The 22,066-nt window shown below is 67.5% G+C and carries 18 protein-coding genes and 1 rRNA gene; 6 read left to right on the forward strand and 13 right to left on the reverse strand.

Going from position 1 to position 22,066, the window contains the following annotated elements; genetic code table 11:
* Positions 1–8: 8 nt before the first annotated feature.
* Positions 9–464, forward strand: coding sequence for a hypothetical protein (locus tag ABZ909_RS39090; protein ID WP_357010656.1), 456 nt, complete (start codon positions 9–11; stop codon positions 462–464).
* Between the two features lie 35 nt (positions 465–499).
* Here ABZ909_RS39090 and ABZ909_RS39095 read toward each other — a convergent pair whose 3' ends face one another.
* The 4 genes from ABZ909_RS39095 to glnA form a co-directional block, all read right to left on the reverse strand.
* Positions 500–1,165 carry a trypsin-like serine protease gene (locus tag ABZ909_RS39095; protein WP_357010658.1) on the reverse strand — a complete coding sequence of 222 codons (666 nt, stop codon included), beginning with the start codon at positions 1,163–1,165 and terminating at the stop codon, positions 500–502.
* 511 nt (positions 1,166–1,676) lie between these two features.
* Positions 1,677–2,537: a tyrosine-protein phosphatase gene (locus ABZ909_RS39100; RefSeq protein WP_357010660.1), complete on the reverse strand. Its 861-nt coding sequence runs from the start codon at positions 2,535–2,537 to the stop codon at positions 1,677–1,679.
* 225 nt (positions 2,538–2,762) lie between these two features.
* A complete protein-coding gene (locus ABZ909_RS39105) occupies positions 2,763–3,206 on the reverse strand; it encodes an SRPBCC family protein (protein ID WP_357010662.1) in 444 nt (147 codons plus the stop codon).
* 182 nt (positions 3,207–3,388) lie between these two features.
* Positions 3,389–4,825 carry a type I glutamate--ammonia ligase gene (gene glnA, locus ABZ909_RS39110; protein ID WP_357010665.1) on the reverse strand — a complete coding sequence of 479 codons (1,437 nt, stop codon included), beginning with the start codon at positions 4,823–4,825 and terminating at the stop codon, positions 3,389–3,391.
* A gap of 450 nt (positions 4,826–5,275) precedes the next feature.
* On the opposite strand from glnA, the gene ABZ909_RS39115 reads away from it, so the two are divergent.
* Entirely contained in the window at positions 5,276–5,806 is a 531-nt protein-coding gene (locus tag ABZ909_RS39115; protein ID WP_357010668.1) for an RDD family protein, read from the forward strand.
* Positions 5,807–6,032: 226 nt separating this feature from the next.
* Entirely contained in the window at positions 6,033–6,920 is an 888-nt protein-coding gene (locus ABZ909_RS39120) for an alpha/beta hydrolase-fold protein (protein ID WP_357010671.1), read from the forward strand.
* 122 nt (positions 6,921–7,042) lie between these two features.
* Here ABZ909_RS39120 and ABZ909_RS39125 read toward each other — a convergent pair whose 3' ends face one another.
* From ABZ909_RS39125 to sucB, 7 genes are all read right to left on the reverse strand, one after another.
* On the reverse strand, positions 7,043–7,786 hold the full coding sequence (locus ABZ909_RS39125) for a DUF4191 domain-containing protein (RefSeq protein ID WP_357010672.1): 744 nt from the start codon (positions 7,784–7,786) through the stop codon (positions 7,043–7,045).
* A gap of 126 nt (positions 7,787–7,912) precedes the next feature.
* Positions 7,913–10,108, reverse strand: a complete 2,196-nt coding sequence (locus tag ABZ909_RS39130) for an elongation factor G-like protein EF-G2 (RefSeq protein WP_357010673.1) — start codon at positions 10,106–10,108, stop codon at positions 7,913–7,915.
* A gap of 183 nt (positions 10,109–10,291) precedes the next feature.
* On the reverse strand, positions 10,292–11,332 hold the full coding sequence (gene lipA / locus ABZ909_RS39135) for a lipoyl synthase (RefSeq protein WP_357010675.1): 1,041 nt from the start codon (positions 11,330–11,332) through the stop codon (positions 10,292–10,294).
* Between the two features lie 22 nt (positions 11,333–11,354).
* The gene (lipB, locus tag ABZ909_RS39140) at positions 11,355–12,170 is read right to left on the reverse strand and encodes a lipoyl(octanoyl) transferase LipB (protein ID WP_357010678.1); all 816 of its coding nucleotides are present in this window, start codon (positions 12,168–12,170) and stop codon (positions 11,355–11,357) included.
* The gene (locus ABZ909_RS39145; RefSeq protein ID WP_357010699.1) at positions 12,167–12,679 is read right to left on the reverse strand and encodes an N-acetyltransferase family protein; all 513 of its coding nucleotides are present in this window, start codon (positions 12,677–12,679) and stop codon (positions 12,167–12,169) included. Before ABZ909_RS39145 ends, lipB begins: the two co-directional genes overlap by 4 nt.
* Positions 12,680–12,760: 81 nt before the next feature.
* The gene (locus ABZ909_RS39150) at positions 12,761–13,660 is read right to left on the reverse strand and encodes a TIGR01777 family oxidoreductase (RefSeq protein ID WP_357010681.1); all 900 of its coding nucleotides are present in this window, start codon (positions 13,658–13,660) and stop codon (positions 12,761–12,763) included.
* Positions 13,661–13,689: 29 nt separating this feature from the next.
* Entirely contained in the window at positions 13,690–15,420 is a 1,731-nt protein-coding gene (gene sucB, locus ABZ909_RS39155; RefSeq protein ID WP_357010683.1) for a 2-oxoglutarate dehydrogenase, E2 component, dihydrolipoamide succinyltransferase, read from the reverse strand.
* Between the two features lie 601 nt (positions 15,421–16,021).
* Here sucB and ABZ909_RS39160 point away from each other — a divergent pair.
* A complete protein-coding gene (locus ABZ909_RS39160; RefSeq protein WP_357010685.1) occupies positions 16,022–16,357 on the forward strand; it encodes an oxidoreductase in 336 nt (111 codons plus the stop codon).
* A 72-nt stretch (positions 16,358–16,429) separates the two neighbouring features.
* On the opposite strand, the gene ABZ909_RS39165 is transcribed toward ABZ909_RS39160, so the two are convergent.
* Positions 16,430–17,935: a leucyl aminopeptidase gene (locus ABZ909_RS39165; protein WP_357010687.1), complete on the reverse strand. Its 1,506-nt coding sequence runs from the start codon at positions 17,933–17,935 to the stop codon at positions 16,430–16,432.
* Between the two features lie 234 nt (positions 17,936–18,169).
* Here ABZ909_RS39165 and tuf point away from each other — a divergent pair, with 234 nt between their 5' ends.
* Complete coding sequence (gene tuf, locus ABZ909_RS39170; RefSeq protein ID WP_357010689.1) at positions 18,170–19,366, forward strand: elongation factor Tu; 1,197 nt, start codon at positions 18,170–18,172, stop codon at positions 19,364–19,366.
* 4 nt (positions 19,367–19,370) lie between these two features.
* Here tuf and ABZ909_RS39175 read toward each other — a convergent pair whose 3' ends face one another.
* The gene (locus tag ABZ909_RS39175) at positions 19,371–20,798 is read right to left on the reverse strand and encodes a sugar porter family MFS transporter (protein ID WP_357010691.1); all 1,428 of its coding nucleotides are present in this window, start codon (positions 20,796–20,798) and stop codon (positions 19,371–19,373) included.
* 877 nt (positions 20,799–21,675) lie between these two features.
* Between ABZ909_RS39175 and ABZ909_RS39180 the strand changes: the two genes are divergently transcribed.
* Positions 21,676–22,066 (forward strand): 16S ribosomal RNA (locus tag ABZ909_RS39180); the annotation flags it as partial.

The raw sequence follows: 22,066 nt of genomic DNA on the forward strand, positions 1-22,066 counted from the left end.
CGGCCGCGATGGGCATCCGGAGTCAGCCCCTGCAAGTTGTCACGACCGACTGGGACGTGTTTGTGCACGGCCTGGCCGGCTGCCTTGCGAAACTACCCTCCCGCGCCACCGTCATCCTCGCCGCCACCGGCAATCGCTACGTGCAATTCCAGCAGTTCGACATCAAACTCTCCGCCGAACTCACCGGCAATTACTATCTCGCCGAACCGATTTCCCGGACCGCCGACCGCCTCCTGCGCGAGCTGGGCTGGACCGCGCCCACCCTCCAGCACGAAATCGAGAACTGGCGGCGCACCATGCACTGGCCCATCACCCGCACCGGCTTCGAGGACCTGGCCCGCTCGGCCGCTCGGGGCCTGCACGAGGCCCTCGGCGTCCCCACCCCCGACGACCTGCGCGCCACCGGCTGGACCGAGACCACCGCCCTGGACCTCTCCGCGTTCGCCGCGCCGCCCCGATCCTGATCTGCCCGCGGCCGGGGCATACCCGGCGCTTCGGTTCACGCGGGCCAGGCGGAGCGACCCCAATCGATCAAGCACACCATGGCGTCGCCGCTCGTGAGGGCACTGTCGAGATCGCCGTCGGAACTCGCCGCACCTGATACGACGCCGCACAGCCGGACATGGCCGTCATCGAACCAGGAGAAGAAGGGGCCACCCGCATTGCCATGATCGAGACTGGCCTCGGTCTCGATGCACCGGCCGTTGTCCTCCTCGTATTCGTCGTCCATGCTCTGGCTGATCTGCACAGCCGGGCGCATCCCGCCACCTACGTCGGCCGGGTAGCCGATGTGGTGCCAGACCTGGAGCCCGCGCCAGCTGTCCGCGAACGAGGTGGCGCCCAGGAAGCCGAGCTGAAGGCCCATCGGCTCGAACAACCGGCACAGCATGAAGTCGTGCCCGGCAACGTATTCGGTGTCGTGCTCGGCGTTGTAGTGCGCCAGATCGCTGACATTGCTCGAACCGAACGGCGTGTTCGGATCGGCGCCGCTGTCGAAGTGCGGCGAGAAGGTCATCCACCAGCTGCCCTGGCCGATGCTCTGGCTCGGCCGCAGATGGTGCGCGGTCAGCATGAGCCGGGCGCCGACCAGCACGCCGGATCCCGCCATGCCATCACTGTTGGTGACCCGCCCGGTCAGAATCCACGGCCAGGTGTGGTCGGTCAACAGGTGCCACCGAGCGCTGGAAGAGACGACCGGCGGCCGGGCATCACCCGTGGATCTGCGCGAATGTATCTGCGGTGCAATGGTTTCCGTGTGCGGGCGGGTATGAACCGGCGTATCCTTCGGCAGGAATCCGGCCAGCTGTCCCGGCGCGTATTCGCCGCGCCCCCGACACGGCAGTACGACAACGCCGCGACCGGCTCGCTGTGGCGTCGTCGCGGCATGGGACCGACCGCTCCGCTCGAACTTGCCCGCGCAGGTCTCGAACTCCTCGGCCGTGAGCGGTCGGCGTTCCAAGAGGCGCCTCATCGTGAATCCCCCCGAAATAGGTGACGAACAGGGTTCTGACCACTACGATCCTGCGCCGGACCCGTCGCTCCGACACGGGTAGTGCGATACCCGAATCGGACGGTTGTTGCTACTCGCGCGGATCGGACCGCGGCTGGGCCGCGAGCCGCTTTCGGATGACCAGAGCCCCGCCGCAGATCCCGCGACGGGGCCCGGAGATGTGGGGTCAGCCCACCAGGTTGTGGTGGAGGCGAAGGATGGTGCCGGCGTCCAGGCCGAGGCCCTGGGTGAGGAAGTCGTCGAAATCGCCGTATTGCTGGTTCATCTGGTTGACCGCGGTGTCCAGGTACTCGTCACTGACCACCTGCAGCGGGATCAGCAGGTCCGGGTTCTGCATGATCCCGGCCGCCTTCAACTGCGCCCGCTGGGCGGCGTCGGCCGCGGCGCGGTACTGGTTGGACAGCAGGTAGTCCTGGCGCGCGATGGTCTCCGGTACACCTACCGCGCGCAGCAGCACATACGTCATCCACCCGGTCCGGTCCTTGCCCGCCGTGCAGTGGTAGAGCGTCGCGCCGTTGGCGGCCGCGATGTCCTTGATGGTCTGACCGAACTTGGCCACCGCATCCGCGCTCAGGAAGCTGACATAGGCGTCCTTCATCATCTGCTCGGCCTTGCCGTCCCCGAGCGCGGCCTGCTGCTGCACCGGATCCTTGGATCCGATGGCCTGCGCCATCTTCACGTACATGCCGCCGTCGTCGATGGGCCGCGCCACCGCGGTCAGCCCGGCCGGCAGCCGGTCCGCACCCAGCGCCTGTACCTCGGCCGGTGTGCGGAAGTCGATCACCTCCTGAATGCCCAGCGTGCCGAGCTTCTGGACATCGGCATCGGTCAGCTTGTTCAGCGCATCGGACCGAATCACCTTGCCGGACAGCGTCGGATCCCCGGTGTAGGTGACATACCCGCCCACATCCCGGACATTCACCGCCCCCTGCAGTGTGATCTGGGTGGCATCCGCCCGCAATATCGGCGCGGCCACGGCCGTCGGCAGCCCTCCCGCACCGAGTAGTGCAGTAGCGATAGCGGTCAAGGCGAATACTGAAACACGAAGTCGTGCAAAACGTTTGGTTTTCACACCCCGGGACGCTAGGGGTGCTTACGTGTCCCCCGCAGTCCTACTCACGCTTCCTCCCACCCACCGAACCTCCCACCCCACCCACCGGGACCGCACCTGGACCGTCATCAATACGCTTGCGCCCCAGTGAATTTCACGCAACTATAGGCGAGCTTCCTGGCCCGATACCCCTCGGATGCGTCACGGGGTCGCTTCGAGGATTTCCTTGAGCTTCTTCAGATCCTGACGATTGGCATGCCGCATGGCCGGCACCATGAGCGGGCCGATGAAACGGGAGAATCCGGCAGGCTCACCGCGATTGCGCAGAGTCACCGTGGTGGCGCCGCTCGCGGTGTCCTCGAACGCGTACGTGGTCTCCATGGGAAACGGTCCGTCGGCGGTCCGCATGACCAGTAGACGGCCCGGCTCGAACTCGGTCACCGCGTAGGTGTAGGCGAGCGAACGCCCCAGGAATCGAGCCTCGAACGCCATCTCGGACCCGATCGCCAGCGGACCCGGCGTCTGCAACGCCACCGACCCGATGTTCTTGTACCAGACCGGGGCATTCGCCGGATCCATCGTGTACTCCGCGACCCGCCCCCGAGGCCGCGCGATCTCGATCGTGGTCACCACGTCCACAGGCATGCGCCGATCATAGGCCCGCACCCGGTCGTTCCGGGGTAGCGCACTACCCGCGTCACCTGCACATTCCCCAGACGCGGACGCCCCCCGGGCCGGTCGGTCCCGGCTCCAGCAGCGTCCGGAAAAGGGCGGAGCCCCAACCGCGATGCGGCTGGGGCTCCTGAGATCGCTTGCGACCCGACGATTTACACGTCGAAGTACAGCTCGAACTCGTACGGGTGCGGCCGCAGGTTGACGGGCGCGATTTCCTGGGTGCGCTTGATGTCGATCCAGGTCTCGATCAGGTCCTCGGTGAACACGCCACCCTCGGTGAGGTAGTCGTGGTCTTCCTCGAGGCGGTCGATGACCGACGCCAGCGAGGTGGGGGCCTGCGGGATGTTCTTGGCCTCCTCCGGCGGGAGCTCGTAGAGGTCCTTGTCGACCGGGGCCATCGGCTCGAGCTTGCGCTTGATGCCGTCCAGGCCGGCCATCATCATGGCGGCGAAGGCCAGGTACGGGTTACCCGAGGAGTCCGGCGCGCGGAACTCGATGCGCTTGGCCTTCGGGTTCGAGCCGGTGATCGGGATGCGGATCGCGGCCGAGCGGTTGCGCTGCGAGTACACCAGGTTGATGGGGGCCTCGTAGCCCGGCACCAGACGGTGGTAGGAGTTCACGGTCGGGTTGGTGAACGCCAGCAGCGACGGGGCGTGGTGCAGGATGCCGCCGATGTAGTGACGCGCCAGATCCGACAGGCCCGCGTAGCCGGACTCGTCGTGGAACAGCGGCTTGCCGTCCTTCCACAGCGACTGGTGGGCGTGCATGCCCGAGCCGTTGTCGCCGAAGAGCGGCTTCGGCATGAAGGTAACGGTCTTACCCTCCTGCCACGCGGTGTTCTTCACGATGTACTTGAACAGCTGCAGGTCGTCAGCGGCGCCCAGCAGGGTGTTGAAGCGGTAGTTGATCTCGGCCTGACCGGCGGTGCCGACCTCGTGGTGGCCGCGCTCCAGGTCGAAGCCCGCGTTCTGCAGGTTGGTCGAGATCTTGTCGCGCAGGTCGACGTAGTGGTCGTACGGGGCGACCGGGAAGTAACCACCCTTGTTGCGGACCTTGTAGCCACGGTTCGGGGTGCCGTCCGCGTTGTACTCGGCGCCGGTGTTCCAGGAGCCCGAGATCGAGTCGATCTCGTAGAAGGCGCCGTTCATGGCCGAGTCGTAGCGGATCGAGTCGAAGATGTAGAACTCGGCCTCGGCACCGAAGTAGCAGGTGTCGGCGATGCCGGTCGAACGCAGGTACTCCTCGGCCTTACGCGCGATGTTGCGCGGGTCGCGGGAGTAGGCCTCGCGGGTGAACGGGTCGTGCACGAAGAAGTTCATGTTCAGCGTCTTCGCGGCGCGGAAGGGATCGATCCGGGCAGTGCTGAAGTCGGGCAGCAGCAGCATGTCCGACTCGTCGATCGACTGGAAGCCGCGCACCGACGAACCGTCGAAGGCGAGGCCCTCTTCGGCGAGATCAGCGGTGAACGCCTTCGCCGGGATCGAGAAGTGCTGCTGCACACCGGGGAGGTCGGTGAACCGAACGTCGACGTACTCGAGCTCCTCCTCCTTGATGTACTTGATGACCTCGTCGGCCGTGCTGAACGCCACTTAGTACTCCTTACGGATCGGTTCCCAGCCAGTGGTGACTGCATGGGTTCGTCGCGACCACACGGTATGGACGCGGTGTTTCCCTGTAATCAAGGCTGTGTTTCGCCAGTGTTACACGCACTGCTGGCCGGGGGTTCGGCGGTGCCCCCGGGTTCGCGAAGACGCCGCAGCGGTCGCCGAGCAATGCTCGACCAGCAGGGACATCCTGCCACCGACCTGCCCGAAGCGGCTGTTAAGACTCTGAAAAGTTAGGGGCCTTGCCAGCTCCGGCCCGGTCATCGTGACAATCCTCACCGCCGGGCATCCACCTGGCAATCTCGAATGCTGAGCGATTGCGCGCCCGTCCGGAATCGGGTGAACCGCTAGGACGCACCCAGATACGGTTCCGTCCTCGCACCCCGACCGGCAGGGGCGCGAAACCGGCCCGCCGACGCCGCATAAGCTGAGCCCATGGCTCGTATCACCGGCTCCTGGCTGTCCGGACCGAACGCCGAATCCGGAGACAACCCGCCCGGTGACTACCAGGGCAAGGAACTCGGCCTGCCGCCATCCGGACGCGGCGCGCTCGCCCCCTTCACCCGCCGCGTTCTGGCGCTGCTCGTCGACTGGTTCATCTCGATGGGCCTGGCCGCGATCATCGTGCGGCCCGATGCCGAGCACATCATCTCGAAGATGACCATTCCCAAGGGCCAGCAACCGCCCTCGCACTTCGAGGTCATCACCCAGGCGCTGTCGACGCCGACGCTGCTGGTGTGGTTCGTGCTGGGGATCGCCGCGGTCACGCTGTTCGGCTTCACGCCCGGCCAGTACTTCCTGAAGCTGCGGGTCAGCCGGGTCGATGCCGATGCACCGGTCGGGTTCGTTCGTGCCCTGGTCCGGCAGCTCATCCTGCTGTTCGTCATCCCCGCCCTGTTCACCGACAGCGACGGCCGCGGCATGCACGACCGCGCCACCGGCACCGCCCTCGTCTACAGCCGCTGACCCTCGTCGCGAACTTCCGCGCGGGTTGATTCCAAACACGGCACAGCGCGCGCGTCGGCCTGCGCCGGGCCTGTGACCTGCGATGCTGTTGGTGCAGTGTGTGGCAAGCCGTTGCCAAACGTTCACCGTAGTTTGCTTTCGATCGGTATGGTTGCGGCGATTTGCCGTGATGCAGCCGCCAGGTTGACGTCTGGCAGATAGCTGATGTTGTGCCGATGGAGGATCGATGGTCGAGGACTACCGGGCTGCCGCGTGGAGATTCAGCCGGCGGTCCCTGTTCGCGACCGCCGGCCTGCTCGGCCTGGCCGGCGCGGGCGCGGCCGTCAGCGCCGGCGGCAATGCGGCGGTCGATCCGGCGGAGATCGGGCAGACCGTGGTCGGCATCACCCCGGACGTCCGGGTGGAACGGGTCTATTCGGCCACCCGCCGCCGCGACGTGGACCTGGTCACCATCCTGCCGCGCGGCGTCCCCACCGAGAACCTGCCCGTATCGCTGCTGCTACACGGCCTGCACGGCACCGCCCGCACCGCGGCCGTCGGCAATATCGCCGACGTGCTGGCCGCCGGGGTCGCCACCCGGCTGTCCCCGGCCTTCGGTTTCGTGGCCCTGGACGGCGGCGACAACTACTGGCACGACCACGGCACCGGCGACGATCCAATGTCCATGCTGCTCAACGAGGTTCCCGGCTGGCTGGCGCAGCGCCGCCTGGGCGCGCCGGGCGGACTGCCGTTCGCCTGCACCGGCACCTCCATGGGTGGCTTCGGCGCGCTGGTGTACTCGCGCCTCCGCTTCGAACAGGGCCGGCCGCTGAACGCGGTTGCCGCCATGTCGCCGGGGTTGCTCACCTCGTGGACCGAAATGGCCAAACGGAACGCATTCACCAATGCCGATCAGTGGGCGGCACTCGACCCGCTGCGCAACCTCGACAAGGCGGGCCCGGCCCCCGTCGGCGTGTGGTGCGGCGACCGCGACCGCTTCATCGACGGCTGCCGCCGCTACATCGCCGCCGCCCGCCCCGAGGTCGGTCTGGTCACCCCGGGCACACACACCGACGAGTTCTGGCGCACGGTCACCCCGGACGTCGTCCGCTTCCTCTCACGCCACGTGGGCTGACCTTCCGGTCGGTACCGGGTCCACCCGGTCGGCGTGCGAGCGTCGGGTGTTGTGGCCGAAGGCATTTCGGAAAAAGACGAGGCCCGCGTCCTGGGGACGCGGGCCTCGTCGGTTCCGGTGGGTCAGCGGCGGCGGATGCTGCGCTGGACGCCGCGCATCTTGGCGCCGCTCGGCAGCGGGCCCTTGGGGAGGGCCGGGCCGCCGCGGGTGGCCAGCGCGGACAGCCGACCCTCGATGAGGTCCATGCGCTTGGCGTCGATATTGCGGGGGAGCTTGGTCAGGTAGCGCTGCAGTTCCTTCAGCGGCACCTGGTCCTGCTCGTTGCCGATCACCACGTCGTAGATCGGGGTGTCGCCGACCAGGCGGGAGACCTTCTTCTTCTCCTGCGCGAGCAGGGATTTCACGCGCTGCGGCGAACCCTCGGCGACCAGGATGACACCGGGCAGGCCGACCACGCGGTGCACGGCATCGAGCTGGGTGGTGGCGGCGACGCCGGGGGAGACGCGCCACTTGCCCTGCAGATTGTCCAGCACCCAGGCGGCCGCGCCGGCCTGGCCCTCGGCCTTGGCGTACACGTTCTTCTGGACCCGGCGGCCGAAGATGATGAACGCGGCCAGCGCGCCCAGCAGCAGCCCGATCGGCAGCAGGTACCACTGCATGCCGAAGATCAGGCCGATCACCAGGAACAGCACGGTCACGCCGACGAAGGCGCCGATCATCAGCGGCAGCAGCAGCTTGTCTTCCTTGCGCTGAATCTGGAATGCCTGCCAGAGTTGCTGGCGGCGCTCCTTCGACGCCTGTTTGCGCGCCGCCTTCGCCGCGGCCTTCGCTTCCTTCGACGGATTACCGCCCTTGCCTGCTGCCATGACGTCCAGCTTAATGGCCGGGTACACCTGGTTCGCGACGGGATCACCGGGATGGCGAGCGGTCGGTACCGCCGCGGCGGCCGTCATGTCACCCGGTGGGATCGGCGGCGGCCGGATCGGCCGGATTCAGCCGGCGCTCCCGGACTTGTCCCGCATCGACTCCGCCAGCTGCGTGGGCATGGCCTCGTGCCGCGCGTAGGCGCGGGTGAAGGTGGCCGCGCCGTGCGCCAGTGAACGCAGGTCCACGGCGTAGCGGCTGAGCTCGAGTTCCGGCACCTCGGCGCGAATCGCGGTGCGCCCCAGCCCGACCGGCTCGGTGCCCAGCACCCGGCCGCGACGGCTCGACAGATCGACCAGCACCGGTCCCACGTAGTCGTCCGAAACCACCACGTGCACTTCGGATATCGGCTCCAGCAGGTTGATGCGCGCCGCTCCGGCCGCCTCCCGCAAGGCCAGCGCCCCGGCCATCTGGAAGGCCGCGTCGGAGGAGTCGACCGAGTGCGCCTTCCCGTCGAACAGCGTCACTCGCACGTCCACCAGCGGATATCCGGCCGCCACACCGCGCGCGGCCTGCGCGCGCACGCCCTTCTCGACCGACGGAATGAACTGGCGCGGAACGACTCCGCCCACCACCTTGTCCACGAACTCGATCCCGGACCCCTCGGGGAGCGGCGCCACCTCGATCTCGCAGATGGCGTACTGCCCGTGTCCGCCGGACTGCTTCACATGCCGCCCGCGCCCGGACGACTGGGTGGCGAAGGTCTCGCGCAGCGCGACCCGGTGGTCGACGACGTCCACCTGCACCCCGAACCGGGAGCGCAGCCGTTCCAGCGCCACATCGCGATGCGCCTCGCCCAGGACCCACAGCACCAGCTGATGGGTGTCGGGGTTCTGTTCGAGCCGCACCGTCGGATCCTCGGCGACCAGTCGCGACAGGCCCTGTGAGAGCTTGTCCTCGTCGGCCTTGCTGTGCGCCTTGACGGCCACCGGCAGCAACGGATCGGGCATGGACCACGGCTCGATGATGAGCGGGCAATCCTTGGCGGACAACGTATCCCCGGTCTCGGCGTGCGACAGCTTGCTCACGCACACAATGTCCCCGGCGATGGCCTGCGGCAGTGGCCGCTGCTGCTTTCCGAACGGCGCGGACACCCCGCCGACGCGTTCGTCGGCATCGTGACCATCGGCGTCGCCCGGTCCATGCCCGCACACGTGCACGGTGTCGTCGGCGTGCAGCGTGCCGGAGAACACCCGCACCAGTGACAACCGGCCCACATAGGGATCGGAGGCGGTGCGGATCACCTCGGCGGCCAGCGGTGCGGCGGGATCGCAGGCCAGCGCGGCGGCCTTGCCTCCGGACCCGGTCGCGGACACGGGATGTTCGGCGGGCGTGGGGAATCCACGCGTGATCAGATCCAGGATCTCCACCGTGCCGAGCCCCTGCCGCGCGCCCTCCGGCGGCGGCGCGGCGATCAGCACCGGATGGAAACTACCGCGCGCCACCGCCTTTTCGAGGTCCGTGACCAGCGAGGCCAGGTCGATCTCCTCGCCGCCGATGTAGCGGTCCATGAGGGTCTCGTCCTCGCTCTCGGCGATGATGCCCTCGATGAGCCGGTTGCGCGCCTCCTCCAGCTGCTCCCGCTGCTCCTCGGAGGCCGGCGTTTCCACGCGTTCCCCGGTGGCGTAGTCGTAGACGTGCTGGGTGAGCAGTTCGATCAGCCCGGTCACCGGCCGGTGCCCGTCGGCCCCCTTGGGCCCGTACACCGGAAGATGCAGCGGCAGCATGCTTTCCGAGCGCCCGCCGCCCAGAATCTCCCGACAGGTCTCGGTCATATCGTCGAAATCAGCGCGCGCGGTGTCCAGATGGGTGAGCACGATGGCGCGCGGCATGCCGACACCCGCGCACTCCTCCCACAGCGCCAGGGTCGCTCCGCTCACGCCCTCCACGCCCGCGGCGGTAGAGAGTACGAAAAGGGCCGCGTCCGCCGCTCGCAGACCGGCCCTGAGTTCCCCGACGAAATCCGCGTAGCCGGGGGTGTCCAGGAGATTGACCTTGACGTGGTCCCAGCCCATCGGCACCACCGACAGTTGCACGGACCGGTGTTGTCGCTGCTCGATGTCGTCGTAGTCCGAGACGGAGGTGCCGTCCTCGACCCGCCCGGCCCGGGGTACCGCCCCGGCCGCCACGGCGAGCGCCTCCACCAGCGTGGTCTTCCCGGACCCGCTGTGCCCTACCAGCACCACATTCCGTATATCGTTCGGCCTTTCGGCCACGACCACTCTGCCGTTGACACCTTGCGACGTCGTCGTTCGCTCGACCATGGCTCGCTCCCGGGGTCGATCAATGCGGTCCTTCGAGCTTCCCACCAGCGCCGCGCACGCGTCCACGAATCGACCGAACCGATTTGGATGGCGTACCGATACCCGGCGTTCACCTGGCGAGGTGTCGCAAAACGACTGTGGCCCGGACAGTACGTCCGGGCCACAGTGCACGAATTCGATCGGCTAGGAGCCGAAGCGCGCCAGGACGCTGGTCGCCTCCTGCGCCGCGCTGCCCTCCTCGGCGAGGTGGGCCATCTCCGGGGAGATCTCGCGACCGTGGTGGCGCATGGCCTGGGCGTACAGGCGCCCGGCACGGTAGGACGAGCGGACCAGCGGACCGGCCATCACCCCGGCGAAGCCCATGGCCTCGGCGGCCTTGGAGTGCTCCACGAACTCCTCCGGCTTCACCCACCGGTCGACCGGGTGGTGGCGCGGGGACGGCCGCAGGTACTGGGTGATGGTGATGATGTCGCAGCCCGCCTCGTGCAGGTCGCGCAGGCCCTGGGTGACTTCCTCCGGGGTCTCGCCCATGCCCAGGATGAGGTTGGACTTGGTGACCAGACCGGCCTCACGCGCGGCGGTGATGACCGCCAGCGACCGCTCGTAGCGGAAGGCCGGTCGGATGCGCTTGAAGATGCGCGGCACCGTCTCCAGGTTGTGCGCGAGCACCTCCGGACGGGACTCGAACACCTCGGCCAGTTGCTCGGGCACGGCATTGAAGTCCGGGATCAGCAGTTCGACGCCGGTGTGCGGGTTGAGCCGCTTGATCGCCCGCACGGTCTCGGCGTACAGCCACGCGCCGCCGTCCTCGAGGTCGTCGCGCGCGACGCCGGTGACGGTCGAGTAGCGCAGCCCCATGGCCTGCACGCTCTCGGCCACGCGCCGCGGCTCGTCCCGGTCCAGGGCGGCGGGTTTACCGGTGTCGATCTGGCAGAAGTCGCAGCGACGGGTGCACTGCTCACCGCCGATGAGGAAGGTGGCCTCGCGGTCCTCCCAGCACTCGAAGATGTTGGGACACCCGGCTTCCTCGCAAACCGTGTGCAGCCCTTCGCGTTTCACCAAGCCCTTGAGTTCGGTGTACTCGGGTCCCATGGTGGCGCGGGTACGGATCCACGAAGGTTTGCGCTCGATCGGGGTCTCGGCGTTGCGAGCCTCGATGCGAAGCAGCTTGCGGCCGTTGGGTGCGGCCGGGTCGTTCGATGTCGGGGTATCGACGGAAGTCACTTTGTCCACCCTACGCTCATGATCATTCGGCCTTGGCGGGCACGGTTTCGGCCACCACCGGGAGCTGATCGGTCGTCGACGCCGGAAGTGGTTCGGGGCATTCGGCCGCGGCCTTCGCGCAGCGGGAGATGTTGTGGTCGGTCACCTTCAGCGCGCCGTCGAGGGCGCGGGCGATGGCGTCGGCGACCAGTGGCCGCACCTCGTCCACGGTCACCTCGCGGCCGAGTTCGCGGCTCAGCGTGGTGACGCCGGCATCGCGAATCCCGCACGGCACGATGGTATCGAAGGCGTCGAGGCTGGAATTGCAGTTCAGCGAGATGCCGTGCAGGGTGACCCCGCGCTGGACGCGCACGCCGATGGCTGCGACCTTCCGCTCGGGCAGGAGCTCGCTCTCGGGCACCCACACGCCCGAACGGCCTTCCACCCGACCGGTTTCCAGCCCGAGCTGCGCGCAGACGGTGATGAGGGCTTCCTCCAGGCGGCGCACATAGGCGACCACATCGACGGGTTCGGCCAGCCGCACAATGGGATAGCCGACCAGTTGCCCGGGACCGTGCCAGGTGATCTTTCCGCCGCGGTCGACCTCGATGACCGGGCTGCCGTCCATGGGCAGGTCCTCCGGCTCGGTGCGGCGGCCGGCGGTATAGACGAAGGGGTGTTCCAGCAGGAGCAGCCGATCCTGTCCGATGCCATCGGCGCGTTCGGCGGCGATCGACCGCTGCAGCTCCCAGGCTTGCTGGTAATCGATGAGGCCCAGATTCTCGACTGCGAGGGGTGTGCCGTCGAAGCGGGCCGAGACCGCACAGGGTAACGGTGCGGTGGCCGTACTCTCACTCACGATTGCGACGTTACCCCTTCGTTGACAACGCGTTGCATCAGCGTCAAGTCCATCCAGCGCCCGAATTTGTGCCCGACTTCCGGCATTCGACCGACGACGGCGAAGCCGAATTTCTCGTGCAGCGCGATCGACGTGCGGTTACTCGACTCGATCGCCGCGATCATGGTGTGCACTCCGCTCCGGCTCGCCCGCACCAGCAGCTCGCGCATGAGCGCCGTGGCCACTCCGCGCCGCTGGAATATATCTGACACGTACACCGAATTCTCGACGGAGAACCGGTAGCCGGACTTCGGCCGGAACTGCCCGTAGCTGGCGTACCCCGCGACCTGGCCGTCGATCTCGGCCACCAGCACCGGGTGTCCGGCTCCGGTCCGCGCCGCGAACCAGGCCTTGCGCTCGTCCAGGTCGGCGAGTTCGGTATCCCAGATAGCGGTGGTCTCGGCGATGGCGTTGTTGTGGATCACCAGGATCTCCGGGAGATCGCTCTCGCGCGCATCCCGCACCAGCAGGTCGGACGGATGATTGGTCACGTCCCACACGGTATCGACGGGCCCACTGTGACGCGCGCCGCGCCCACGCAACGGGCCGGATCAGCCGGACTGGCCGAGCGTCGCGGACAGTGCCGCGCCGATGGTGGGGTGCTGGAAGGGGTATCCGGCGGCCTCGAGCGCGGTGGGAATTGCCCTGGGGCCGTGCAGGATTGCCTCTTCGGCGAACTCGCCCACGGCCAGCCGCAGCGCGAACGCGGGCACCATCAGGGGCGTCGGCCGGTGCATGACGCGGCCCAGTGCGCGGGTGAACTCCGCATTGGTGACCGGCGCGGGACCGACCATATTGACCGGGCCGGAAAGGCTTTCGTGGGTGAGCGCGTAGATGATCGCGCCGACCTCGTCGTCCAGGGAGATCCACGGCACGTACTGGCGGCCGCTGCCCAGCCGCCCGCCGAGGCCGAGAAAGTAGAGGGGATACAGCATTCCGAGCATGCCGCCGTGCCGGGCCAGCACCACTGCCGAGCGCAGCAGCACGGTGCGCACGCCGGCGTCGGCGGCCTGCTCGGTGGCGGCCTCCCAGTCGGCGCACAGGCCGGCCAGGAAACCGGTTCCGGCGGGGGAACTCTCGGTGACGACGCGGTCGCCGAGATCGCCGCCGTAGTAGTGCACGCCGCTGGCATTGACCAGCGTCGGCACTCCCGCGGCGGCGACCGCGGCGGCCAGCACGTCGGTGGGGACGATGCGGCTGTCGCGCAGCTCCTGCTTGTAGCTGCCGGTCCAGCGCCGCTGCCCGATACCCGCGCCGCAGAGGTTCACCACCGCGTCGGCGCCACGCAGTGCGCGCTCGTCCAGATCGGAACGGACGGGGTCCCAGGTGAATTCGTCGCGGGCGTGCACGGGACGGCGTACGAGGCGGGTGACCTCGTGCCCGTCGCGGCGTAGAGCCGCGACGAGCGCCGTCCCGATCAGTCCGGACGAACCGGCGATCACGACCTTCATCCGATCAATCCTGCCGCCCGTATCCGGCATTAGAGCCCGAGGTCACCCTCGAACGCGGCCTCTTCCAGCCGGTGCTTGACGGTGGTCAGGAAGCGACCCGCGTCGGCGCCGTCGATGAGGCGGTGATCGTAGGTGAGCGGCAGGTAGGCCATCGAGCGGATGCCGATGAACTCGCTGCCGTCGTCGCTGATCACCATGGGGCGCTTGACGATCGCGCCGGTGCCCAGCATGGCGGCCTGCGGCGGCACCAGGATCGGGGTGTCGAACAGGGCGCCCTGGGAACCGATATTGGTGATGGTGAAGGTGCCGTTGGCCAGCTCGTCCGGCTTCAGTCCGCCGGTGCGCGCACGGTTGGCGATATCGGCGATGGCACGCGCCAGTCCGGCCAGCGACAGGTCGTTGGCGTTGTGGATGACCGGCGAGAGCAGGCCCTGCTCGGTGTCGACCGCGATACCCAGGTTGACCACCGAGTGGTAGGTGATCTCCTTGGTGTCGGAGTTGTAGGACGCGTTCACGTTCGGGTGCACGGCCAGCGCCTCGATGACGGCCTTGGCGTAGAACGGCAGGAACGTGATGTTCACGCCCTCGCGCTGCTTGAACGCGGCCTTGGCGCGGTTGCGCAGGGCGGCGATCTTGGTCATGTCGACCTCGTGCACCTGGGTGAGCTGCGCGGTGGTCTGCAGCGCCTCCACGGTCCTGGTCGCGGTGATCTGCCGGATACGGCTGGCCTTCTGAACCGTGCCGGTCAGGTGCGACAGCGACGGACGCGGCGCGGGCGCGGCAGCGGCAGCGGCAACCGGAGCAGCGGCGGCGCGCGCGACGGCAGCGGCGGGGGCCGGAGCCTTCTTGGCCTCTGCGGCGGCGAGCACATCCTGCTTGCGGATACGGCCACCGACACCGGAACCGGTGAGGGTCGCGAGGTCAACGTTGTTCTCCGCGGCCAGCTTTCGCACCAGCGGGGTCACGTAGGGGCCGCCGTTGGTGGAAGGCTCCTCGGCGGGGGTGGCCGCAGCCGGAACCGGAGCGGGCTTGGGAGCCGGAGCCGGAGCCGGTGCGGGGGCCGCAGCGGCCGGAGCCGGAGCGGGCGCGGGAGCCGGGGCAGGCGCCGGGGCCGGGGCCGGAGCGGGTGCGGCGGCGGCGACACCGCTGCCGATGACACCCAGCTGACCGCCGACGGCGATCACGTCGTCTTCCTGCGCGGAGATCTCCAGCAGGGTGCCGGCGACCGGCGACGGGATCTCGGTGTCGACCTTGTCGGTGGAGACCTCGAGCAGCGGCTCGTCCACCGCGACCTGGTCGCCGACCTGCTTCAGCCAGCGGGTGACGGTGCCCTCGGTGACGGACTCACCGAGCTCGGGCATCTTGACCGGGGTGCCGGAGGCGGCAGCGGCCGGGGCGGGCGCGGCGGCGGCCGGCGCCGGAGCATCGGCGACCGGCTGCGGGGCGGGTGCGGGTGCCGGCGCGGGCGCCGGGGCCGGGGCGGCGGCGGGTGCCGGGGCGGCGGCCGGGGCCGGAGCGGAACCGGCCTCACCGATCACGCCGAGCTCGCCGCCGACCTCGACCACGTCGTCCTCCTGGGCGACGATCTTCGTGAGAACGCCTGCGACCGGGGACGGGATCTCGGTGTCGACCTTGTCGGTGGAGACCTCGAGCAGCGGCTCGTCGACCTCGACCGTGTCTCCTTCCTGCTTCAGCCACCTGGTCACAGTGCCCTCGGTGACGCTCTCACCAAGAGCCGGCATCTGGACGGAGAAGGTCATGTCCGTTGACTCCTCTGACTGCTCGTCGGGTTAAACAGTTCGTCTCTCAGCGGGAGTGGCACCGCGGGTCGCGGTGTCGTCCCGACGGCCACCGATCATTCTGTGGCACCGGAGATCCGTGTTGGTTCTTGTTCCGATCACCCATCCTTGCACTCGCCCGGGTGCGGCGTGTCACAGGGCGGCCGTTGCGCCGACCTCTCCGTGTCGCGATCCCCCGCGTGAGCAAGAGATCTCCCTGGCGTGAGCGTGAATTGGCGGGAATGGCATGAGACGTATCACGTTTGCGTGCGACACCTCTGTCCGGGGTGCCACTGGCCGGGAGTCGCGGCAGCACTGAGCGGGATAGCGGACAGCTAGCTGACTGCGCCGACCAGATGGCCGGGCATCCGCGGGAGTGCGCTGGTTGCGCCGCGGCGAGCAATGAATTCGTGCGGCGTGGTGAATCGGTTGGGGGCATGCAGGAAGCCAACGGCCTCGGCGCAATTTCTGAATGGATTCTGTGGGGCTGCTTAGGAGTTGGCCCAGGTGAGTGGCGAACGGCCCGGGAGCTGGCACTATCGATTTATCCGGCGTTTCCGTGGCCGGAGAGGAGGTGGCCGGGATGGGTTTCCTGGATCTGTTCGGGCGCAGCGGTACCGCGCGCCGGGGTGATGCCGACCCCGAGGCGATGGCGCATATCGTCGCCTGGACCCGAAGCCATTACGGCGTGGAGGCTTTCGTCGAGCCGCGCACGACGGTGTCCGATGTCTCGGTCGTCCTGGTCGCCCACGACGGGTCGTGGACCCGTCGCGTGGTCGGCGAGCGTGGCGCGCAACGACTGTCCAACACCTTGAACATCCCCGTCTACGATGCCCGCCGAGTCGGCTACCCCCAGCGCATGCGCGACTATGAGGCCCGCCGCCGCATCCTGGAACGCCGCGCGGCCCAGGGCTGCTGACCACACCCCTCGACGCGAACGCCCGCCGCCGCAGTGAGCGGTGGCGGGCGTTGTCGCGGGACCGGGTGCCGATTACTCGGCGGCGATGTCTTCGAGGGTCGCGATGAGGGTGCGGACCGGGACGCCGGTGCCGCCCTTGCCGATGTAGCCGAACGGGCTGCCGGTGTTGTAGGCGGGACCGGCCACATCCAAGTGCGCCCACTGCACACTCTCGGAGACGAATTCCTTGAGGAACAGACCGGCCGACAGCATGCCGCCCCAGCGGTGCGGCGCGACGTTCTGCAGGTCGGCGATCTTGGAGTTCAGGTCGGCGCGCAGTTCCGCGGGAAGCGGCATGGCCCAGGCGTTCTCGCCGACGGCCTGCGAGATGCGGGCCACCCGGTCGCGGAAGACGTCGGTGCCCATGACGCCCGGGGTGCGGGTGCCGAGCGCGACCATCTGCGCACCGGTGAGGGTGGCGACGTCGATGACGTAGTCGGGTTCGTCCTGGCCCGCGCGTACGAGCGCGTCGGCCAGGATGAGCCGGCCCTCGGCATCGGTATTGATGACCTCGACGGTGGTTCCGCCGAACTGGGTGAGCACGTCACCGGGCCGCTGCGCGGTGGCCGACGGCATGTTCTCGGCCATGGGCACGGTGGCGATGACGGTGAGCGGCAGGCTCAGTCGCGCCGCCAGCAGCGTGGTGGCGATGACCGCCGCCGCGCCGCCCATGTCGGAGGTCATGTTCTCCATGTTCTGCGCGGGCTTGATGGAGATGCCGCCGGTGTCGAAGGTGATGCCCTTGCCGATGAGCGCCACCTTGGGGTCGCCGCCCGCGTAGGTGATGCGGATCAGTCGCGGCGGTCGCGAGGAGCCCTTGCCGACGCCGAGAATGCCGCCGTAGCCCTGGGATTCGAGTTCCTTCTCGTCCAGGATCTCCACCTGCAGGCCGGCCGCCTTGGCCAATTCCGCTGCGCGGTTGGCGAATTCGGCCGGGAACAGGTCGTTGGGCGGGGTGTTCACGAAATCCCGTGCGGTGGCGACGGCTTCGGCGACGGCCTGCGCCCGGAAGAGCGCCTCTTCCCCGAATCCCGTTTCGGGAACCAGGAATTCGACCCGCTTGACCGGCTGATCGTCGTCCTTGGGCGCGGTCTTGGCGGACTTGAACGTGGTGAACTGGTACGCGCCCAGATAGAAGCCCTCGGCCGCCGCCCCGAGGTCCAGCCCCGACAGCGTGGTGACCGCGGTCGCGACCCCGGTCAGCGCCCGCCCGGCCGCGCCGGCCGACTTGCGCACCTGCTCGGCATCGAGCTTGTCCTCGGCCCCGAGTCCGACCGCCAGCACGTAGTCCACGCCCAGCCCGGCCGGAGCCGGCACTCGCGTGATCTCCTCGCCCTTCCCCTTGGCCCCGACCGCCTGCAGCGCACTCAGCAGCGCCGCCCGGGTCTCGCCGTCCAGTACATCCTCGAAGGCGTCGGCGGGCGCGATCACCGGCCCGTCATCGGTCGAGGTGAGGCCGATGACGAGGACGTCGGCCTCCCCGATGCCCACGGTGCGTACGAGTTCCGGTCCGAGCGAACGATCTGCAACAGCTGTCATAACCGCCCACGTTACTTCCCCTGCTCACCCGAGACCGGTTGGGCGCGTCGCACGGCGACTCGCCGAGCGGAACATCACCCGTCAACAGTCCTGTACGTCCGGTTCGGGCTGTTCTCGACCTGTGCGGGCCGGCGCCTGAATACCCTGGAACCGACACCGCCGTCGGGCATGACTTCGCGGTGTCCCCACCCTCCGGTGCCCTCTCGAATCGCGCGGGCGCACAGGAGGTTCCCAGTGGCGAAGGCGAAGTTCCAGCGGACGAAGCCGCACGTCAATGTCGGTACCATCGGCCACATCGACCACGGCAAGACCACTCTCACCGCGGCGATCACCAGGGTCCTGCACAACAAATATCCGGACCTGAATCCCTTCACACCCTTCGAGGCCATCGACAAGGCCCCCGAAGAGCGGCAGCGCGGCATCACCATCTCCATCGCCCACGTGGAGTACCAGACGGAGAACCGCCACTATGCGCACGTCGACTGCCCCGGCCACGCCGACTACATCAAGAACATGATCACCGGCGCCGCCCAGATGGACGGCGCCATCCTGGTGGTCGCCGCCACCGACGGCCCGATGCCGCAGACCAAGGAGCACGTCATCCTGGCGCGCCAGGTCGGCGTCCCGAAAATGGTGGTGGCACTGAACAAGTGCGACGTGGTCGAGGACGAGGAAATCCTGGAACTGGTCGAACTCGAGGTGAGCGACCTGCTCAGCGAATACGAATTCGACGGCGACAACACCCCCATCGTCCGCGTCTCCGCCTACCAGGCGCTCGAGAACCCCACCGGCGAGTGGGGCGACACCATCACCGAACTGCTGGCCGCCGTGGACGATTGGATCGACACCCCCACCCGCGAGGTCGAGAAGCCGTTCCTCATGCCCATCGAGGACGTCTTCACCATCACCGGCCGCGGCACCGTCGTCACCGGCCGCATCGAGCGCGGCGTCCTGAAGGTCAATGCCGAGGTGGAGATTGTCGGCATCCGCCCGAAGACCACCAAAACCACGGTCACGGGCATCGAGATGTTCCGGAAACTACTGGACGAAGGCCAAGCCGGCGAGAACGTCGGCCTTCTCCTGCGTGGTGTCCGCCGCGAAGATGTGGAGCGCGGCCAGTGCGTCATCAAGCCGGGTTCGGTCACACCCCACACCCGGTTCGAAGGCCAGGCCTACATCCTGTCGAAGGACGAGGGTGGCCGCCACACCCCCTTCTTCAACAACTACCGCCCCCAGTTCTACTTCCGCACAACGGATGTCACCGGCGTGGTGACCCTTCCGAAGGAAGTGGAGATGGTCCTCCCGGGTGACAACGTCTCCATGGAGGTGGTCCTCATCCAACCCATAGCCATGGAGATCGGCCTCAAATTCGCCATCCGGGAGGGCGGCCGGACGGTCGGCGCCGGCCAGATCACAAAGATCCTGAAATAGCCGTTCAGCCCATCTCTTCCAGCGCCTTGCCCTTCGTCTCCGGAACCCACTTGAGCACGAAGGGAATCGAGAGGATGGCGAAGGCGGTGTAGACGACGTAGGTCCCCGACAGGTTCCAGTCGGACAGGCTGGGGAAGCTGGCGGTGATGACCCAGTTGGCGATCCACTGCGCCGACGCGGCCACACCGAGCGCGGCCGCACGCAGCTTGTTGGGGAACATCTCGCCGAGCAGCACCCACACCACGACACCCCACGACATGGCGAAGAACAGCACGAAGCTGTGCGCGGAGATGAGCGCCACGATGCCCTGGGTGTGCGGCAGGCTCACGCTGTCCCCGGAGCCGGACTTGTAGGAGAACGCCCAGCCCTCCAGCGCGAGCGAGATCGCCATGCCCGCGGATCCGATGAGCGCCAGCGGTTTCCGCCCGATCCGGTCGACCAGCACCATGGCGATCACGGTGCCGACGATATTGATTATCGAGGTGGTGAACGAGTAGAAGAACGAACTGGACGGGTCGATACCCACCGACTGCCACAGCGTCGCCGAGTAATAGAAGACGACATTGATGCCGACCAGCTGCTGGAACACCGACAGCCCGATACCGATCCACACCACCGGCAGGAACCCGAACCCCCCGCCCAGCAGATCCTTGAACGTCGACCGGTGCTCACTGTGCATGGCCTGCTCGATCTCGGCCACCCGCGCGTCGAGATTCCCCCTGTCGCCCTCGACCTCGGTCAGTACCTTCTTGGCCTTGTCGGTCTTGCCGATGGAGATCAGGTACCGCGGCGACTCCGGAATGGTGAACGAGAACAGCCCGTAGAGCGCCGCCGGCACCACCATCACCCCGAGCATCCACTGCCAGGCCTCGAGTCCTGCGATGTGACCGCGCTGCTCGCTGCCCGCCATCTCGAGAATCGCGAAGTTCACCAGTTGTGAAGTGGCGATACCGATCACGATGGCCGCCTGCTGGAACGACGCCAACCGCCCCCGATACGCCGGCGGCGACACCTCGGCGATGTACGCGGGCCCGATCACCGACGCCATCCCGATCCCGATACCACCGATCACACGCCACATCGCCAGGTCCCACAGCGCGAACGGCAGCGCCGACCCGATCGCACTGCAGGTGAACAGCGTCGCCGCGATCCGCATGCACCAGATGCGTCCGATCCGGTCCGCGATCCGCCCCGCGATCGCAGCCCCCACCGCGCACCCGATCAAGGCAATGGCCACCACCTGCGCCAATGTCGCCGACCCGATGTCGTATCGATCCCGGATCGCCTGGACCGCGCCGTTGATGACCGAGCTGTCATACCCGAACAGAAACCCACCCATGGCCGCCGCAGCGGTAATGAACACGACATAGACGAGGCTGTTCGCCCCATCCACCTGATCGCCGGGCGTTCGCTCGCCCACCGTTGAACTCACACAGACTCCTTCGTCTCGACCCGGAGCCTCGTGAGCCCAGGCCAACCACCATGGGTAAGGCCGAGATGACGCACAGAATCTCGTCAGACGGCGCACTCCGACAATTGTTGCTGCGGTGATGCTTGTCAACGCGGCCCGCAGGGCTCGCTTTCCGGTGATGTGGGCAGCCGGAGTGCCGGCAATGTGGTCGTCTCTTCCCGCCAGCCGTTCGGCCTCGCGCAGTAGTCGTGCCGCGGTCTCGACGTCGCCGGCTCGCGCGGCATCCGTCGCTCGCGACACCGCATACAGAACTCCGGACCGATCCTCACGACTCTCTGTCCGCGCCCGAAGAGCTCCGGCCACCGAGACCTCCTTACCTATAGGCAGTGTTGTGGGGAGTTATTCGGAGCCGCGCGCCCTTCGACTCGTCCGGGCCATACATCCGATGTGCCGGAAAGGCGCAGGTAGACAGCCGATTTGACTTTGGTTAGTAGCAACACGTAACTTATTCCAGGTCAGAGCGACACGGACACCGACCCGGAGCCCCAAGGGCCTGGGAAACGAGGTTGGACGAGGAGCGCCTGATGATCACACTAGTTCGACCTGACCAGCGGATTTGGTTCTGCTGCATGGTGCGAGCTAAGCTTGATAAGTTGCCTAGCTGATCGAACGGGCTCACCGCCCGGGAGATTGCTTGTGCGTGTGTTCTTTGAGAACTCAATAGTGTGTCGATGAATGTCAGTGCCAAATTTTGAAATTTGGTTCCGGCCTCACACCCCCCGTGTGTTGGGGTCGGACATTTAAGTCAGCTAATTTCCGGCTGGCGTTTATATCGCTAGGTTTTCGGACTCTGCGAACATTCTTCTGATTGGCTCCTTCGGGGGTGGATCGAGAGTCTTCAACGGAGAGTTTGATCCTGGCTCAGGACGAACGCTAGCGGCGTGCTTAACACATGCAAGTCGAGCGGTAAGGCCCTTCGGGGTACACGAGCGGCGAACGGGTGAGTAACACGTGGGTGATCTGCCTTGCACTCTGGGATAAGCCTGGGAAACTGGGTCTAATACCGGATATGAGCCTGGACTGCATGGTCTGGGTTGGAAAGGTTTACTGGTGCGAGATGGGCCCGCGGCCTATCAGCTTGTTGGTGAGGTAACGGCTCACCAAGGCGACGACGGGTAGCCGACCTGAGAGGGTGACCGGCCACACTGGGACTGAGACACGGCCCAGACTCCTACGGGAGGCAGCAGTGGGGAATATTGCACAATGGGCGCAAGCCTGATGCAGCGACG

This window comes from Nocardia sp. NPDC046763 (genome assembly GCF_040645495.1).
Lineage (GTDB): Bacteria > Actinomycetota > Actinomycetes > Mycobacteriales > Mycobacteriaceae > Nocardia.

Bases quoted from the DNA above. Each gene is read 5' to 3' on its own strand.
- ABZ909_RS39090 (WP_357010656.1), top strand. From the start codon at position 9: ATGGGCATCCGGAGTCAGCCCCTGCAAGTTGTCACGACCGACTGGGAC.
- ABZ909_RS39105 (WP_357010662.1), bottom strand. From the start codon at position 3,206: ATGCCTGTGGACGTGGTGACCACGATCGAGATCGCGCGGCCTCGGGGG.
- ABZ909_RS39115 (WP_357010668.1), top strand. From the start codon at position 5,276: ATGGCTCGTATCACCGGCTCCTGGCTGTCCGGACCGAACGCCGAATCC.
- ABZ909_RS39120 (WP_357010671.1), top strand. From the start codon at position 6,033: ATGGTCGAGGACTACCGGGCTGCCGCGTGGAGATTCAGCCGGCGGTCC.
- ABZ909_RS39125 (WP_357010672.1), bottom strand. From the start codon at position 7,786: ATGGCAGCAGGCAAGGGCGGTAATCCGTCGAAGGAAGCGAAGGCCGCG.
- ABZ909_RS39130 (WP_357010673.1), bottom strand. From the start codon at position 10,108: ATGGTCGAGCGAACGACGACGTCGCAAGGTGTCAACGGCAGAGTGGTC.
- ABZ909_RS39150 (WP_357010681.1), bottom strand. From the start codon at position 13,660: ATGAAGGTCGTGATCGCCGGTTCGTCCGGACTGATCGGGACGGCGCTC.
- sucB (WP_357010683.1), bottom strand. From the start codon at position 15,420: ATGACCTTCTCCGTCCAGATGCCGGCTCTTGGTGAGAGCGTCACCGAG.
- ABZ909_RS39160 (WP_357010685.1), top strand. From the start codon at position 16,022: ATGGGTTTCCTGGATCTGTTCGGGCGCAGCGGTACCGCGCGCCGGGGT.
- ABZ909_RS39165 (WP_357010687.1), bottom strand. From the start codon at position 17,935: ATGACAGCTGTTGCAGATCGTTCGCTCGGACCGGAACTCGTACGCACC.